Raw genomic sequence first — 16583 nt, forward strand, 5'->3', positions numbered from 1 at the left:
GGATGCCGTTGCTCAGGCGTCTGCCGAGAGCACAGCGATCTCATCCGCTGTCAGCTCGAGGCTTGCGGCCCCGACCGAGTCTTGGATGCTCGCGGGTCGCGAGGCACCGGGAATGGGAATGACGGTCGGCGCGAGAGCGAGCTCCCACGCGAGCGTGAGCTGTTGTGGGCTGATGCCGCGACCGTACGCAATCTCTTGGAAAGCGCTGTGGTTTTCGCCGATGGCGCTCGCACGCTTGATGCCACCAAGCGGTGACCACGGCAAGAACGCAATGCCGTTCGCGGCGCAGTATTCCAGCTCTGCCTGGCTGGAGCGGAACGCCGGCGAGAACTGGTTCTGCACCGAAACGAGGCGTCCACCGAGAACAGCCTGAGCCTCTTCGATCTGGGCGATGCTCGCGTTGGAGATTCCAGCCATCCGAATGACGCCCTCATCGAGCAGGTCGCGGATTGCACCGATCGAATCGGCGTAAGGAACCTCAGGGTCTGGGCGGTGGAACTGGTAGAGACCGATCGCTTCAACGCCCAACCGTGCGGCCGAAGCCTTGGCGGCATCCTTGATGTAGTCGGGGTGACCGTTCTGGGTCCACGAGCCGTCGCCGGGGCGAAGGTGTCCGCCCTTTGTGGCGACCAGAACCTGCGAGAGGTCGCCGCTGTACTCGCTGAGGGCACGCGCGATCAGCATTTCGTTGTGTCCGACGTCGTCGGCGTGCAGGTGATACGCATCTGCGGTGTCGATCAGGGTCACACCCGCATCGAGCGCGGCATGGATCGTCGCAACCGATCGGCTTTCGTCAGGTCGGCCTTCGATCGACATCGGCATGCCGCCGAGACCAATCGCTCCAACGTTAACGTCTCCGATTTTTCGCTGCTGCACTAGAGCTCCTTTAATTCGTGAAGACTTGCATAACCACGGTAGGAGGATAGAAGCTAGAAGTCCAACAACTACGCGTTCTATCATTAAGAAGTTGAGCTGCTAAATGGATCTCCGCCAAATGGAATACCTCGTCGCCCTCTCTGAAGAGCAACAGTTCACTCGAGCGGCGGCACTCTGCGGAGTCTCACAGTCAGGCCTTTCGGCATCTATTCGCAGCCTCGAAGAAGAGTTCGGCACGAGCTTATTCACGCGCACAACGCGCCGGGTGACAGCAACGGATGCTGGGCGCGCGTTGCTGCCGTTCGCACGCGAGATGCTCTCCCAAGCCGCCGCGGCACGCGATGCCATCGTCAACGCCACGCACGACCTGTCGGGTCGCCTGCGCGTGGGAGCTGAGCAGTGCCTCGGTGTCATCGATGTTCCACCCGTGCTCGAACGCTTCCACCGGCGCTATCCCCAGGTCGACATCCACTTCGTGCAGGCTGGCTCGCACGAGCTGGCGACAATGGTGCGAAACGGTGATCTCGATGTCGCGTTTGTTGCCACCACCGAGCACCTCGCCACAATGAGCGCAGTAGAGCTTGGGCGACGGCCCCTCGTGCTGCTCGTTCCAGAAAGCGACCCGCTGGCATCCGCTGGTCGCATCGATTGGTCAGAGCTTCGCGACCGCGAATTCGTTGACTTCCGCGAGTCGTGGGGCGTCCGCACTCTCACTGAAGCTGCTTTCGCAGCCCACGGAGTCACTCGCCGCGTCTCATGCACGGTCGATGACGTACACACACTGCTCGACCTCGTGCACCGCGGCCTCGGGGTCGCGCTCGTGCCGCAACACATCGCGTGGAAGCCGCAGGCAGAGGGGCTCGTCACCCTGCAGCTGCCCGCGAACGAAACCCCGGTGTGGGTCGTCTCGGCTATCGCCTCGACGGCGGCCGAGCCCGCGGCATCCCGTCTTCTCGAGATCCTGAATCTCGACGCCGCCGAGTGCGGCCTGGCCTGCGCCGACGCGGATGCCATCGAGCTCACATCCGAGGCTCCCGCCGTCCCCGCAACCGCCTAACCCTGCCGAGGCACCTCGGCCCGCGTCATCCGCCCCTGCCCACCTCGCCGAAACGCTGCCTTCGGACCCGACACGCCGTGCCCGCAGCAGCATCGCCGGGGTGTCGGCCGTTCAGAGCAGCGTTTCGGAGAGTGAAGCGTCGGCGAAGAGGGACGACAGAAGAAGCCAGCGGATGCTGCGGCTCAGGCGCCGTAGGCGGCTACGTCGTCTTCGGTGGCGACAAGTTGGCCACAGGCGCCATCGATCTCTTTGCCACGGGTGTCGCGAAGAGTCGTTGGGATGCCGGCGTCGTTGAGCCTGCGGACGAACTCGTTCTGCACGCTCACGTCTGAGGCCGTCCAGATCGAACCCGGAGTTGGGTTGAGCGGAATCGGGTTCACATGCACCCATCCGCGACCGCGCTCGTTGAGCTTGTCGGCCAGGAGATCTGCGCGCCATCCGTGGTCGTTCATGTCTTTGATGAGCGCGTACTCGATCGACACGCGTCGACCCGTCTTGTCGAAGTATTCGCGAGCAGCATCGAGTGCCTCATCGACCTTCCAGCGTGAGTTCACCGGGATGAGCTCGTCGCGCAGCACGTCATCGGGGGCATGAAGCGAAAGCGCGAACGTCACCGGAATGTCTTCGTCGGAAAGCTTCTTGATCGCCGGCACGAGACCCACCGTAGAGACTGTGATGCCGCGGGCGCTCATGCCGAGACCGTGGTCTTTGTCGACCATCGTGCGGATAGCCTGCATGAGCCGCTTGTAGTTGGCGAGCGGCTCCCCCATGCCCATGAAAACAATGTTCGTGACGCGCTCGTCTTCGTGACCGACGCGGCGCGGGTCGCCAAGTCCGCCCTCGGCGATGAGGCGGTTGGCACGCACAACCTGGTCGACGATTTCGGCCGCTGACATGTTGCGCGTGAGCCCCGCTTGGCCGGTGGCGCAGAACGGGCAGTTCATGCCGCAACCGGCCTGCGATGATACGCACAGCGTGATGCGGCCGGTGTAGCGCATGAGTACCGACTCGACGAGGGCGCCGTCGTGGAGCTTCCAGAGAAATTTGATCGTGTCGCCACGGTCGGTTTCGAGGCGGCGAACCTCGGTCAAGAGCGGTGGCAGCATCCCGCCGACCAATTCTTCGCGGCCGACCGCCGGAAGATCGGTCATCGTGGTGGGGTCGCTCGTGTAATGCGTGAAGTAATGCTTTTCGAGCTGCTTCGCGCGGAAGGCGGGAAATCCGAGCTCGCTCAGCTTTTCGGCGCGCTCTTTCGGGGTCATGTCGGCGAGGTGAGCCGGCGGCATCCCCTTCTTGGGGGATGCGAACTGCAGCAGCGGACGACCGGCATCGTCTTTCTTTTGCGACCAGCCTTCCGTCGCCGGGCGCACCTGTCGGGGCGTCGTTGAGCGCACGGGCGTGTTCTCAGGGGTCGTCATGTTCTCAGGGTACGGGACGCGCCTGGGCACGCCCCGGTTTCGCAGTGTCGGCTACGAGGCTTCTCGTGCCGTAACGATCGCGGCACGCGCGCGCCACGTGCGCGCAGTCACGCGGTCCAGGGCCACCTGGCGCCGCAGCGCGTCAGCTTTTTCGTACAACGACGGATCACCGTAGCTCGTGAGTACCTTCACGATCACCGGCAGCAACTCGATCATGAAGAACAGCGCGGCGATCAGCCAGTGCGCCCAGCCGAGCACAGGTTCTTTGGCCGACAGCCGCTCAAGTGCGCTGATCTGGCTGAGCAACCCGACCGCCCCCGCATTGCCACCTGCCACCGAAGCAGCTCTCTCGTTGTACGCCGCAAGCGCCGCCTCGTACTGCGCGCGCGCTGCCGGCAATTGGTCCTGAGCCTGCTGCTTATTCTGCTCCGCCGATGTCGCTGCGGCATCGGTGGCTGATTCTCCTGCGGCAGCGAGAGCCGCGGTGGCAGTCTGCAGCTGGGTGGCGATGTCGTCGTATGCCGCCTGCGCCTGCGTCAACTGCGACTGCGCGGCTTGCGCGCTCGCGCCGTCGCCGGAGACCCCGGAGCACCCCTCGACGGCCCCGGCCCCCTCGCCCGTCAATTCGCACTGGTAAACAAGACGCGCCTGGTCGATGACGGCTTGCTTCTCCGAGAGTTGGGCAGTCAACTGGTCGATGTTCTGCTGGGCCGCCACGGACTCCGCCGATGTTGACGACGTGCCGGTCACGATTCCGGTAGCAGCTTGTTCTTCCAGCGCGCTCACCTGCTCGCTCGCCGCATCCAGTGCCTGCTTCTCGGGGCCATCGGTGACAGCATCCTGGTCGGATTGCGCCTGAACGACGTTCGTCGAGGTGACTTCACGCGCGATGTCGTTCTGGAAGATCTGCAGAACGAGCGGTTCTGCGACGACGATGCCGATGAGGGCAGCCATGATGATGCGCGGCAGGGCGAGCCCGAGAAGGCGTCCGATGTGCCGGGTCGAGCGCATCGTGGATGTGAGGAAGCGGTCGAGGTTGAAGATGATCAACGCCCAGACGAGCGCGAGAGGGAGGGCGAGCCAAAGATCGATCCGCACGCCCGTGAGCAGGGCGAACACCATCGAGAGGGCCGAGACCACCGCTGTGCCAGCAAGCACGAAGAACATCTGCACGAACCGAGGCGACTCCTCTGGAACATCGTCGAGCACAGCGCCGTCGGCGCCACCGAGGATCGCCAGTCGCCGAGAGAGGGGCATGCGCGGCCGCTTACGCCGCGCCCGAACGGGGCGAGGCGCGGAAGACGTCGCCGTGGCCTCACTAGCCGTCTCGCCCGGGATCGACGCAGGGTCGACCGGCTCGCGGGACTCGTCAGGATCAGCGTCGGCGTCGGGCGTCTGCCGGAGGTCGCTGAGATACTGCGGCTCGTCGGCGGCTTCGTCGGATGCAGCGAACTCGATGCGACCATCGGAGTCGAACCGACCGGGCCGGTGAGCGGAAAAAGACATCCGGTCAGAGTATGCCAGCACAGATATGGACTTTCTGCGCGTATGCCGCAAAAGTGCCGTACGCGGCCACGCTCAGACCACGGCCGCTACGGCACGAGCGGATGACCCAGCGCTTCGGCGATCGCGTCGCCCATGTGGCTTACGGGTGTTTGGCAGGGACCAAGACCCGGGTTGTTTGCGGCGGTGTCCTGCGTCGAATCGCACTCTCCCGAAACGATGTCGGAATTCGTCATGACTGCGAGCGTGATTCCTGCCGGCTCGTAGTACTGCACGTAGGCGTTGTATCCAGGCAGCGCTCCTTCGTGCCCGTACCAATCCATTGCGAGCCCGAGCCCCATCCCATAGGCGCGCTCGGGTGTTTGCGGAATACGGTCCTCTGGACCTGCCCAGATCGGCACGTCGAAGTCGAACGAGCTCAACCGCACATCTTGCATCCCCGGTGAAAGAATTCCGTCGCCTGTTCCCAGCACTTCACCCCAGGTGAGCAGGTCGTCGATTGTGGAGATCGCCGCTCCCGCGGCCCACCCCCACGAAGGGTTCAGGTTCGTGACATCCACCGGCTCGCCCACAGCGATTTCCTCGTCGCTCAGTCCCTGCATGGTGTACCCCTGCGGGTGCGGATCGGGGTATGCGTCATCCGTCGCAAGACTGGTGTGCGTGAGTCCCGCCGGCGCGAACACTCTCTCGGCCAGCACCTCATCCAGGGGTTCGCCGGTGATCTGTTCAATGACCAGTCCGAGCAGCACCGTGTTGGTGTTGGAGTAGAACATGGCTTCACCGGGCGCGAACATCGCGGGCTCGTCACGAATGAGGTCGACCAGCTCTTCGGGCTCCCACTGTCGCGCGGGGTCGACGAAGAGCTCGTCCAGAAATTCTTCGTTGAAGGTATAACTCGGTATTCCGCTGCGCATTTCGGCGAGTTGGGCAAGAGTTGCCGATTCGTTCGGGATGCCGGGAATGTAGTCGCCGATGGGATCATCCAGCGACAGTTCACCGGCTTCGGCGAGCTGCATCAGCGCTGACACAGTGAATGTCTTCGCGATGCTCCCCACGCGCTGATACATGTCTGCGGTCATCGGTTCGGTTTCGTCCCAGTCGGCGAATCCGACGGTCGCAATCCAGGTGCCGCCGTCGTCGGTGCGCACCCCCAGCACGGCGCCCGGAGAGCTCGTCTCGGCAAACGCTGCCGCGCCGGCAGCGTTTAGTGCGGCAGTGACGTCGGAATCGAGAGTGTCCTCGACCACTGTGAATGCGCCCGGCTCGGCCGCAGTCTCGGTCACGGCACGTGCCGAATCGTCGCGACCGTCGGCACACGAGCCGAGCACGAGCGCGCACGTGAGTACAGAAGCGGCGGCCGCGATACAACGAAAGAGCGTGGCGCTGGGAGAAAATGTGCCCGTCATGACCCCCAAGGTAGGACAACGCATCCACCCGCGGAATAGACCCAGGTCTTGTCCTGAGTCGGCGCCCGCATGAGCCCATAGAATCGGCCTATGCCAGCAGATCGCGATGCCGCGGGCGCTAGAGCGACGATTGCGCACAAGGTGCTGAACAACAACGTCGTGGTGTCCGTCGACGAGAACGGGCACGAGCGAGTGCTGATGGGGCGCGGGCTTGGCTTTCAACTGCGACCGCAGGACACTGTCGATCCGGCCAAAGTGGAGAAAACGTTCGTGCTCGACGACGGCACAGAGGGTGAACAGGCTCAGCGCCTTCTCGCCGATGCGCCCTACCCCCTTGTCGAGGCGGTCACATCAGCGGTTGACGAAGCAGAACGGATACTCGGACGCGACCTCGGGCGCCGGATCGTGGTCGCGATCATCGATCACATTCAGTTCGTTCTGGAGCGCATCCAAAAAGGCATCCAAATTCCAGCGACACGGATGCCGGAACTCCGCGTTCTGCACCCGCAAGAATTCGCCGCAGCCACTCACATGTCGGCCTCAATCGGAGCGTCACTCGATACTGCACTGCCCGACGAAGAAGCCGTGTTTCTCACGATGCACGTCTTGAACGCGACGCGTGATGAGCCCAACGGTACGGCTGCGCTGCTGTTTCGGCGCGTGCAACACGTTGTCTCGACCGTCGAGAATGGCCTCGGGATCGATTTGAATCCAGAGTCACCCGACTACGCACGCTTTATTCTGCACGTGCAGTTTCTGCTGCAACGCCTGGTATCGGAGTCGATGCTCCGCGGTAACGACAGTTCATTCTTCGAATTCGCCAAGCGCAGCTACCCACGCTCGTACGAGATCGCCAAACAGGTCAAAAGTTATGTGCGTGAAGCCACCGGGTCGGCGCTCACGGACGAAGAACTTCTTTACGTGATCGTGCATGTCGAGCGCTTGTCGTCACACGTACAGGGTGGCGAGAGCGACGGCGCGGTGGTAACGTGACCGTCGCAGGGCGAAGATGTCCTGTGACCGTCTCCGGATTGTTACTGCGCAAGCAGGCAAAACCTGGACTCACATCACTTTTTTGGTGATGAACGAGTCCAGGTTATTTTTTTGCCCAAAAGCAGGCTGAAGACGCGTCAGAGACACACAGCCGCAGGGTTGCGGCGGAAGGTGAATGGGCCCGATGGACTATTCCAAGACAGCGACCGAGGTACTGAAAGGCGTCGGCGGCGAAGGCAACGTGCAGTCGCTCGTCCACTGCGCCACGCGGCTTCGATTCGTCCTCAAAGACGAATCGAAAGCGGACAGCGCAGCAATCAAGGCGACGCCGGGCGTCGTGACGACGGCTCAGGCGGGCGGCCAATATCAGGTCGTCATCGGCAACGATGTACCCGAGGTCTTCGAGGAGATCGGCAAGATTTCTAAGTTCGGGGGCGGGAACGATTCCTCCGCGGCAACCGATGCCCCGAAGGGCAACCTCTTCAATCGCTTTATATCGATGATCTCGGCGATCTTCACCCCTCTACTGTGGGCTCTGGCGGGGACGGGACTGTTGAAAGCATTCGTTGCTGCTGCCGTTACTTTCGGTTGGCTCGACCCCTCCACGAGCACGTATTTAGTTCTCAATGCGCTGTCGGACGCGTTCATCAACTTCTTGCCCCTGGCGCTGTCGATTACCGCTGCCCGATATTTCAAGGCGAGCGAGTTCACATCGTTGGCGATCGCGGGGGCTCTGCTCTATCCGACGATCACCGCGTCGGTCGGAACCGAAGGACTCACGTTCTTCGGCATCCCGTTCACGATGGTCACCTACGTCTCCAGCGTCATTCCGATCATCATCATCGTCTGGCTGCAGAGCTACGCTGAGAAATTTCTCTACCGGGTACTTCCCAGCGCGATCCGACGCTTCGTCACACCGATGATCGTTGTCCTGATCGCCGTACCGCTCGTCTTCCTCGCTGTCGGCCCGCTCTCGGCCGTCCTGAGCGGATGGATCGGCTCGGGTATTGGCTGGGTGTTCGCGACAGTGCCGTGGGCCGGCGGTGCCCTTATGGGTGGTCTCTGGCAGGTATTTGTGATCTTCGGTTTGCACTGGGGACTCGTTCCGCTGTTCACACTGGAGTTCCAGAACTCAGGCCAGATCCTCTTGATCGGTCCGGTGTTCGCCGCAGTTCTCGCCCAAGCCGCTGCCGTGGCCGGCGTGTGGGTGCGTACACGCAGCAAGAGCCTCAAGTCCCTCGCCGCACCCGCGACGCTTTCTGGCTTCCTCGCCGGCGTCACGGAACCCGCGATCTACGGCATCAACCTGCCCCTCAAGCGGCCGTTCGCCTTCGGCATCATCGGCGGCGCGGTAGGTGGTGCCATCATCGCGATCGGTGGTGTTTATTCCACCGCCTTCGTGGTGCCCTCCGGCCTCGCTCTCCCCGCACTTTTCGGCAACGGCAACATGGTGCTCCTCGCACTCGGCCTTGCCGCCGCGATCTTGATCTCGTTCGTTCTTACCGTCGTCGTCGGTTTCAAGGACCCGGTGGAGAACGAACTGATTCGCGCTGAAGGCAATGACCTCGAAGTACGGAGTCCACTGGATGGCACCGTCGTGCCGCTGGGTGACGTGCCCGATGCAGTCTTCGCCGAAGGTGGGCTGGGTCAAGGAGTGGCAATCATGCCGCGTTCCGGCGCACTCTACGCTCCATTCGATGCTCTCGTGGTTGCCGCTTTCCCCACAGGACACGCGATCGGACTGCAGCACGCGGACGGTGCCGAGTTGCTGATCCACATCGGCATCGACACGGTCAAACTCGGAGGAAAGCACTTCACCCTCAAGGTCGAAGGCGGTCAGCATGTGAAGGCGGGCGACCTTCTCGTCGAGTTCGACGTTGCCGCCATCACGGATGCCGGTTACAACCTGATCACGCCCATCGTGATCACCAACACCGAGTTGTATCCGACCGTTAGCACGCCCGCATCCGGCCCGGTAGCTCACGGCGAGCCTCTCTTCTTCGCCGTCGCCGAAGAAGCCGCGATCGCAGCATCCTAATCTGCCCGCGGCGGCGGAATCACACTGACTCTGCCACCGCGGCATTCACTCTCGAGCAAGAAAGAAAGTCATGAGCAACACTGACACCACGCCTTTCCCCAAGAACTTTCTCTGGGGAGGTGCCACTGCCGCCAATCAAATCGAAGGCGGCTATCTCGACGGCGGCAAGGGTCTGTCGATTCAAGACGTCATGCCCAACGGAATTGCCACGGCACCCACCGAAGCGCCGACAGCCGACAACCTCAAACAGGTGGCGATCGATTTCTACCACCGCTACGCCGAAGACATCGCGCTCTTTGCCGAGATGGGCTTCAAGGTCTACCGATTCTCAATCGCATGGAGCCGAATCTTCCCGAATGGTGACGACGCCGAACCCAACGAGGAAGGACTCGCCTTCTACGATCGGGTGCTCGATGAACTCGAAAAGCACGGTATCGAGCCGCTGGTGACGATCTCACACTACGAAACACCGCTCAACCTCACGCGCACCTACGACGGGTGGGTGAGCCGCGACCTCATCGGTTTCTACGAATGCTACGCCCGCACGCTGTTTGAGCGCTACGGCTCACGGGTCAAGTACTGGCTGACATTCAACGAGATCAACTCGGTACTGCACGCGCCGTTCATGAGCGGTGGCATCAACACCCCCAAAAGCGAGTTGTCTACGAAGGATCTCTACCAGGCGATCCACCACGAGCTCGTGGCAAGCGCCACTGTGACAAAGCTGGCACGCGAGATTGCCCCCGATGCACAGATCGGCTGCATGATTCTTGCGATGCCGACCTACCCGCTGACGCCCGACCCCGACGACGTCTTCGCCGCAATGACCGGGGAACACTCCAACCTAATGTTCGGCGACGTGCACGTGCGTGGTGAGTACCCCGGATACGCGCTGCGTCTACTGAAAGAGCAGGGGGTCGAGCTCGACATCACCGAAGAAGACCGTGAGATCTTGAAGAACACGGTCGACTTCGTGTCTTTCAGTTACTACATGAGCGTCGCCGAGACCGCATCGCGCGGCAACCAGCAGACGACAGCAGGCAACCTCATTCCGGGCGTTGAAAACCCCACACTCAAAACGAGCGACTGGGGCTGGGCAATCGACCCGGTGGGGCTTCGGATCGTGCTCAACCAGTTCTGGGAGCGCTGGCAGAAGCCCCTGTTCATCGTCGAGAACGGGATCGGCGCAAAAGACCAGCTCGTCGAGGTCGACGGAAAGAAAACCGTCATCGATGACTATCGCATCGCTTATCTCAACGACCATCTCGTTCAGGTTGGCGAGGCTCTGCAGGATGGGGTCAATCTGCTCGGATACACTCCGTGGGGATGCATCGACATCGTCAGCGCAAGCACGGCCCAGCTGAGTAAACGCTACGGTTTCATCTACGTCGACCGCAACGACGACGGTACGGGATCGCTCGATCGATACCGCAAGAAGTCGTTCGATTGGTATGCAGATGTCATCCGGACCAATGGCGGCAGCCTCACACGCTGACGCCGTCCCACAATGATTTCGTCGCCTCCGGGTCAGTTCACTGGCCCGGAGGCGACCTGTTTGGAGTTCTCCATGGCATCCACCCGCATGGTCTTTCTCGACGTCGACGGCACCATCATCGACCACGCTCAGCGACTCCGACCGTCCGTCGTCAGTGCGGTTCAAGGCGCGCGCGCGGCCGGCCACCTCGTCTACGTCTGCACGGGTCGGGGGAGCAAAGAGATCCCGGCGACAGTGCTCGACATTGGGTTCGATGGCGTCATCTCCGCTGGCGGCGGCTTCATCGAGCACGACGGCGACGTACTCGCTCGGCACACGATGACCGACGAAGCTGTCGCGGATCTCGTTGCGTTCTTCGAAGCCGAAGATGTCGAGTACAACCTGCAGGGGTATGACGACGTCTACCCGAGCCCGGGACTCATCGAACGCATCGTGCCCATGTTCGCTCGCGAGGGCATGGTTTCTCCGGATGCCGCCGCATCAGCCGACATGGAACGCTTGAGAATGCGGATGACGTATCGCGGTCCCGCACCCGCGGGCAGCGTCGCAAAAGCCACTTTCTTCGGCACACACCAAAGCACGTTCGCCCGCGTGCGCGACGGACTCGGCGACCGCTTCCACGTCATCACAGGAACGATTCCATACCTCGGTGAAGCCGGTGGCGAGATCAGCCCGGCCGGCGTCAACAAGGGCGCAGCTATCGCCGAACTCGTCGCGCACCTCGGGCGCTCGATCGATGACACGATCGGAATCGGCGACAGCTACAACGACCTCGAAATGCTTCAGATCTGCGGAGTCGGTATTGCGATGGGTAACGCCGATGACGCCGTAAAGTCGCACGCGAACGAGGTGACAACGAGCGTGGCAGAAGACGGCGTCTGGAATGCCTTCCAGCGACACGGACTCATCTAAACGCGCTGAGACTCCAGTTCGCGATGCCGCTCACAGAAAGATGTCGGGGAACAGCTCCTCGTCGGGAGTGCCCGGAACGGCGGCATAACCCGAAAAATCAGTGACCCCGGATGCCTCCAACACGTCTTCGACGATCAGTGTCTGCCCCGTGTACTCCCGAGACGGCTGAATGAGCACCTGATACGCGGCATCGGCGTAAATCTCCGGCGTGCGACTTGCCCGCATCATACGGTCGCCACCGAGCGAGAACTGCACAGCAGCCGTAGCGATTGTCGTCCGCGGCCACAGTGTATTGGCGGCAATGCCGTCGGATGCGAACTCGGCGCTGATCCCGAGCGTTGCCATCGTCATGCCGTACTTGGCAAGCGTGTACCCGGTGTGGGAACCGAGCCACCGCGGCGTGATGTTGAGCGGCGGTGACAGCGACAGAATGTGCGGGTTCGGCGCATCCTTCAATATCGGAACCGCGGCCCGAGAGAGAAGGAACGTTCCGCGCACGTTGACGTCTTGCATGAGGTCGTACTTCTTCGGCGAGAGTTCCAGGGTGCGGGAAAGATCGATCGCGCTCGCATTGTTAACGACGGCATCGATGCGTCCGAATTCCCCTTGGGTTTTCATGATGGCTTCGGTGATGTCGTCTTCATTTCGGACGTCACCCACGAGCGGAAGTGCGTGTCCGCCGGCATCCTCGATGGCTTTTGCGGCGGTGTGCACGGTGCCTTCGAGCTTCGGGTGCGGAGTGTCAGTCTTGGCGAGAATCGCAATGTTTGCGCCGTCGCGTGCGGCTCGGAGCGCAATGGCGAGGCCGATGCCGCGGCTGCCGCCCGACATCAAGATGGTGTGTCCGGCGAGCGGCTTTTCGTGGGTCATAGCGTCTTCTCTCGTCTCAACGGGCTGAAGCTTTCGCGAAGGCGGCAACGCGTGCCTTCGCCTGGTCGGTGTCGAAAGCGGCGCCAATCGTTGCCGCCTCATCGGCGAGATTCGCCTCGAAGTTGCGGCCGGCACCGGTGCGGACGAGCCGCTTGGCCTGCCCGTACGCGCCCGTTGCGCCAGCCAGCCAGAACGCGGCGATTTCGTCGGCACGCGCCGCGGGGTCGGGGGCGACTTCTGCAATGAGCCCCCACTCGAGCGCTTCGACGGCGGTGAGCGTGCGGTCTTGCAAGAGCAACTGCAGCGCCCGGCGCTCGCCGATCGCAGCCGGCAGCAGCGTAGAAACGCCGAGGTCGGGGGTGAGGCCGATGTTGGCGTAGCGGCTGACGAACTTGGCGTCTTCAGCGGCCACGATGTAGTCAGCTGAAAGCATGAGGCCGAGTCCGCCGCCCGCAACGGCGCCCTGCACAACAGCGACCATCGGGATATGGGAGTCGACGAAAGTGCGAATGCCCTCGTGAATGACGTGCGCGGCATCCGTGACTGCGTCACCGGCAGCCCCTGACGTCGACATTGCAATCACATCGCCGCCGGCGCAAAAAGCGGGGCCAGCGGCATCGAGCACAATTGCACCGACCGACGGATCGGTTGTGACGGCGCGGGCAACATCACGCCAGCGCGCACCCATCTCGAAGTCCATCGCGTTCAGTCGGTTGGGCCGGTTGAACGTCACACGGGCAAGCCCCTCGGTCACCGACACGAGAATCGAATCGCTCACGAGTTCTCCTTCGAACATCGCGCCCTCCGCACATGGAGTGGCATCGGGTCTCAGCCTATGCGGAACCCGGGCCCACGTGCGAGCTCCGCAGCAATCCACACCGTGCGGCCGGCCGGCCAGCGCCGCTACTGCACCTTCCCTGCCTCCCCCTGCACGAACTCAGGCAAAATCAGCCCGAGCGGCGCATCACGCCAGCCCGAAGCCCCAATCTGCCTGAGTTGGTGCAGGCGCAGCGCGACCGCGACAGGCTCAGCTGAGGCCGAGGATGAAGTTCCAGGTGCCGGCGGCGACCGCCGCGCCAACGGATGCCGCAGCCACACCGGCCGCGATCAGCACGAGGCCGAGATCCGCGGGGTGGAGGCGTGACGGCCGTGCCCAGGTGCGCTCGACGTCAGCCCCGAATCCGCGGGCTTCCATCGCGGTCGCAAGCTTTGTTCCCCGCCGGATCGCCAAGACGAACAGGGCAAAGGACTGCCCCACGAACCTCCGAAGGCGTCCGGTGTCGGCGACGCCTCGGGCCCGCCGAGAGAGCGAAAGCTCGCGCCAGTCCTCGATCAGCAGCCCCACCAAGCGGAGCCCCGCGAGAGCTCCGAGCACGAATCGCGCGGGAAGCCGCAGTATCTGCGCGAGAGCATCGGCAAGATCGGTCGGGTCGGTTGTCATGAACAGCACAATGCTCGGCACAGCGATCGCGAGAACACGCAGAACTATCGCAAGTGCGAGCGAGATCGACCCGTCGCTGATGCGAAGCAACCCGAATTCGAAGTAGATCTGCCCATCGGGTCGACCGTACAAAACCGTAGCCGCTCCCGCGATCACCGCACCGAGCGCGATCGGCCAGGTGCGCAGCCATAGCGCGCGAGCGGGGATGCGGCAGATAGGAAGCAGCAGCAGCGTCGCAACAAGGCTTACGCCGGCCGACACGGCGTCGATCGACAGCAGCAGCGTCACCGAAATCACGAGGGCTGCGGCAAGCTTTGCGACCGGATTTCGCCGTGCGAGCGGGCTCGCCGAAACGTCGAGTTCGAGCAAGCTCATGGCGCCGTCACCCCCAGCGAGTATTCGCTGTCTGCAATCGCGTCGACGAGCGCTCGGTCGTGCGTCACCATGACAACGGCAGTTCCCGCATCGCGCACATCATCGATAAGACCAGCAAGCTCCCGCCACGTGCGGGCATCTTGACCGTAGGTTGGCTCGTCGAGCACGAGCATCCGTGGTCTGGTCGCGAGAGTGGCAGCAACCGTGAGCCGTCGTTTTTCGCCGCCCGAGAGGGTGTACGGGTTCACCGCGGCGAGGTGAGTGAGGCGAAGCCGCTCGAGTAATTCGTCAACCCGGGCACGGATTTCAGCCGCGTCCAGCCCCAGCGCGCGCGGCCCGACTTCAAGCTCCGCGCGCACCCGCGTTGTGAGGAGCTGATGCTCGGGACTTTGAAACACAGTGCCTATTCGAGTCAGTAGATCACGCGCGCTCCACCGCAGCGGGTCGGCACCACGGCCGGCACGAAGCGGTTCGGCGGCAACAACCCGACCGGATGCCGCAGGCAGCAGCCCCGCAAGAGTCATTGCGAGCGTCGATTTTCCGGCGCCATTGTCGCCGGTGATGGCGAGCACCCGACCCGCTGTCACACTGAGATCAATTCCGGATGACACAACGTCAACCGCCCGCGCGCCGAATGGGCGGCGTCCAACGGCCAGGTCTTCTCCGCGAAGCAGAACGTCGCTCTCGCCGTCGATTCGGCGTGCCGCGGGCTCTCGTTCGACGCGCGCTCCTGGCAACCACACTCCGGCGGCGGCAAGCTCCGATGCTTGCTCGTGAAACACAGTTTCGGGGCTGCCATCGGCAAGCACCCCACCGCCCGCGGCGAGCACGATCACGCGATCGACGGCGTCAGCCCAGAGCTCGACACGGTGCTCCACCACAACGAGCGTTGCACCGGTGCGCTCAGCGGCCGCGATTACCGCATCGCGCACTGCGATAGCGCCGGCAGGATCAAGGTTTGCTGTTGGCTCGTCGAGAAGCAGCAGTCCCGGCCGCATCGCGAGAATACCCGCCAAGGCGAGTCGCTGTTTTTGCCCACCCGACAGGTGCGACGTCGAGTGGTCGCGCGCAACGCGCAGCGCGACAGCGTCGAGCGACTCGTCAACGCGCGCCCAGATCTCGTCCGCCGGCACCCCGAGGTTTTCGCAGGCAAAGGCAACATCATCGCCCACGCGGGCAAGGATGACCTGGGCATCCGGGTCTTGGAGCACCAGGCCCGCGCGCCCACGCACTCGGGCGGGCGGTGCACCATCGACGAGGAGTTCGCCGGTGGCTTCGCCGTCTTCGACGTCACCGAGTACGCCGGCAAGTCCTCGCAGAAGCGTACTTTTTCCGGCCCCGCTGGCCCCGAGCAGCAAAATGCGCTGCCCGGGAACCAGATCGAGATCGAGATCTTGCACCGCCCACCGGCGGCGGCCAGCGTGTCGCCACCCCCAGCCGCGGGCGACGACCCGCGCGCCACTCACGCGGCGTCGACTGGTTCCGGCTCGCGTGAGCGCGCTTCGCGCCCCGAAGCGAATCGGTCAAGCGCGCCCGTTGCGGCGAGCGCACGCGCAATGACCCACGACAACACACCGGCGATCAGGATGCCGGAAACTACCGCCGAGACGAAGTACACAGCGCGTGCTTCTACCGCGAGGGCAGCAACCGACGAGAAGTTGGTGTCCATGAGCGCGACGGCAATTCCCGCGAGCGCCCCCGATGTGAGCGCGCCGAGCAGGCGCCAATTGGCGTAGAGGAACAGCGCGAAGCCGAGCTCAGCCGCGAGGCCTTGCACGACACCCCATACGAGGGTGAGAAACGCCCACTGCGTGCCGAGCGCCATTGAGACAACAGCGGCGACGACTTCGGCGTAGAACGCGGCGCCGGGCTTTCGAATGATCAGGCCACCAAGAACTCCGGCAAAGAGCCACCCACCGGCAAGCAGACCGGAAAGACCCGGCGTGAATGCGAGCGCTGTGTCGAGCGCCGGCCAGGCGAGGCCCCACAGCCAGAAGATGACCCCAGCTGCGACACCGATCACGCTGGCGACGACGATATCGACGACTCTCCAGCTGAAACGGTTCGAGGTGGATGAAGACGTGGACGTGTGCATCGTTACTCCCTTCCTGCGCCGGCATGACCCGGATCAGGTTCGACGGTCGAAGCGTTTTCGCTTCCTCTCAGCCCGGCACACCGGACTCCCGTGGTTTCAAGGCG

14 protein-coding genes and 1 riboswitch are annotated in these 16583 nt (G+C 63.2%); of the genes, 5 read left to right on the forward strand and 9 right to left on the reverse strand.

Annotated elements, in window-relative coordinates; genetic code table 11:
* Nucleotides 1-12: 12 nt before the first annotated feature.
* Nucleotides 13-876: an aldo/keto reductase gene (locus FHS06_RS01365; protein WP_167044445.1), complete on the reverse strand. Its 864-nt coding sequence runs from the start codon at nucleotides 874-876 to the stop codon at nucleotides 13-15.
* Between the two features lie 103 nt (nucleotides 877-979).
* Here FHS06_RS01365 and FHS06_RS01370 point away from each other — a divergent pair, with 103 nt between their 5' ends.
* Entirely contained in the window at nucleotides 980-1933 is a 954-nt protein-coding gene (locus tag FHS06_RS01370; protein ID WP_167044448.1) for a LysR substrate-binding domain-containing protein, read from the forward strand.
* Between the two features lie 182 nt (nucleotides 1934-2115).
* On the opposite strand, the gene rlmN is transcribed toward FHS06_RS01370, so the two are convergent.
* From rlmN to FHS06_RS01385, 3 genes are all read right to left on the reverse strand, one after another.
* Nucleotides 2116-3351, reverse strand: a complete 1236-nt coding sequence (rlmN, locus tag FHS06_RS01375) for a dual-specificity RNA methyltransferase RlmN (RefSeq protein WP_167044451.1) — start codon at nucleotides 3349-3351, stop codon at nucleotides 2116-2118.
* A gap of 51 nt (nucleotides 3352-3402) precedes the next feature.
* Nucleotides 3403-4857, reverse strand: coding sequence for a DUF4407 domain-containing protein (locus FHS06_RS01380; protein WP_167044455.1), 1455 nt, complete (start codon nucleotides 4855-4857; stop codon nucleotides 3403-3405).
* An 86-nt stretch (nucleotides 4858-4943) separates the two neighbouring features.
* Entirely contained in the window at nucleotides 4944-6260 is a 1317-nt protein-coding gene (locus tag FHS06_RS01385) for a serine hydrolase domain-containing protein (protein ID WP_167044458.1), read from the reverse strand.
* A 90-nt stretch (nucleotides 6261-6350) separates the two neighbouring features.
* Here FHS06_RS01385 and FHS06_RS01390 point away from each other — a divergent pair, with 90 nt between their 5' ends.
* From FHS06_RS01390 to FHS06_RS01405, 4 genes are all read left to right on the forward strand, one after another.
* A complete protein-coding gene (locus FHS06_RS01390) occupies nucleotides 6351-7253 on the forward strand; it encodes a PRD domain-containing protein (RefSeq protein WP_167044461.1) in 903 nt (300 codons plus the stop codon).
* Nucleotides 7254-7437: 184 nt separating this feature from the next.
* Nucleotides 7438-9291, forward strand: a complete 1854-nt coding sequence (locus FHS06_RS01395; RefSeq protein ID WP_167044464.1) for a beta-glucoside-specific PTS transporter subunit IIABC — start codon at nucleotides 7438-7440, stop codon at nucleotides 9289-9291.
* 70 nt (nucleotides 9292-9361) lie between these two features.
* Nucleotides 9362-10786: a glycoside hydrolase family 1 protein gene (locus tag FHS06_RS01400; RefSeq protein ID WP_167044467.1), complete on the forward strand. Its 1425-nt coding sequence runs from the start codon at nucleotides 9362-9364 to the stop codon at nucleotides 10784-10786.
* 72 nt (nucleotides 10787-10858) lie between these two features.
* A complete protein-coding gene (locus FHS06_RS01405) occupies nucleotides 10859-11698 on the forward strand; it encodes a Cof-type HAD-IIB family hydrolase (RefSeq protein WP_167044470.1) in 840 nt (279 codons plus the stop codon).
* Between the two features lie 30 nt (nucleotides 11699-11728).
* Here FHS06_RS01405 and FHS06_RS01410 read toward each other — a convergent pair whose 3' ends face one another.
* From FHS06_RS01410 to FHS06_RS01430, 5 genes are all read right to left on the reverse strand, one after another.
* Nucleotides 11729-12568: an SDR family oxidoreductase gene (locus FHS06_RS01410; protein WP_167044473.1), complete on the reverse strand. Its 840-nt coding sequence runs from the start codon at nucleotides 12566-12568 to the stop codon at nucleotides 11729-11731.
* A gap of 16 nt (nucleotides 12569-12584) precedes the next feature.
* Nucleotides 12585-13346 (reverse strand): enoyl-CoA hydratase/isomerase family protein, encoded by a 762-nt coding sequence (locus FHS06_RS01415; protein ID WP_167044476.1) that lies wholly within the window; start codon nucleotides 13344-13346, stop codon nucleotides 12585-12587.
* A 249-nt stretch (nucleotides 13347-13595) separates the two neighbouring features.
* The gene (locus FHS06_RS01420) at nucleotides 13596-14384 is read right to left on the reverse strand and encodes an energy-coupling factor transporter transmembrane component T family protein (protein ID WP_167044479.1); all 789 of its coding nucleotides are present in this window, start codon (nucleotides 14382-14384) and stop codon (nucleotides 13596-13598) included.
* Complete coding sequence (locus FHS06_RS01425) at nucleotides 14381-15850, reverse strand: ABC transporter ATP-binding protein (protein ID WP_310734760.1); 1470 nt, start codon at nucleotides 15848-15850, stop codon at nucleotides 14381-14383. The genes FHS06_RS01420 and FHS06_RS01425 overlap by 4 nt, the downstream gene beginning before the upstream one ends.
* A complete protein-coding gene (locus FHS06_RS01430; protein ID WP_167044482.1) occupies nucleotides 15847-16479 on the reverse strand; it encodes an ECF transporter S component in 633 nt (210 codons plus the stop codon). The genes FHS06_RS01425 and FHS06_RS01430 overlap by 4 nt, the downstream gene beginning before the upstream one ends.
* A riboswitch (TPP riboswitch) is annotated at nucleotides 16473-16581 on the reverse strand. It overlaps the preceding gene by 7 nt.
* Between the last annotated feature and the right edge of the window lie 2 nt (nucleotides 16582-16583).

It is taken from the genome of Microbacterium halimionae (genome assembly GCF_011761265.1).
Classification (GTDB): Bacteria; Actinomycetota; Actinomycetes; order Actinomycetales; family Microbacteriaceae; genus Microbacterium; species Microbacterium halimionae.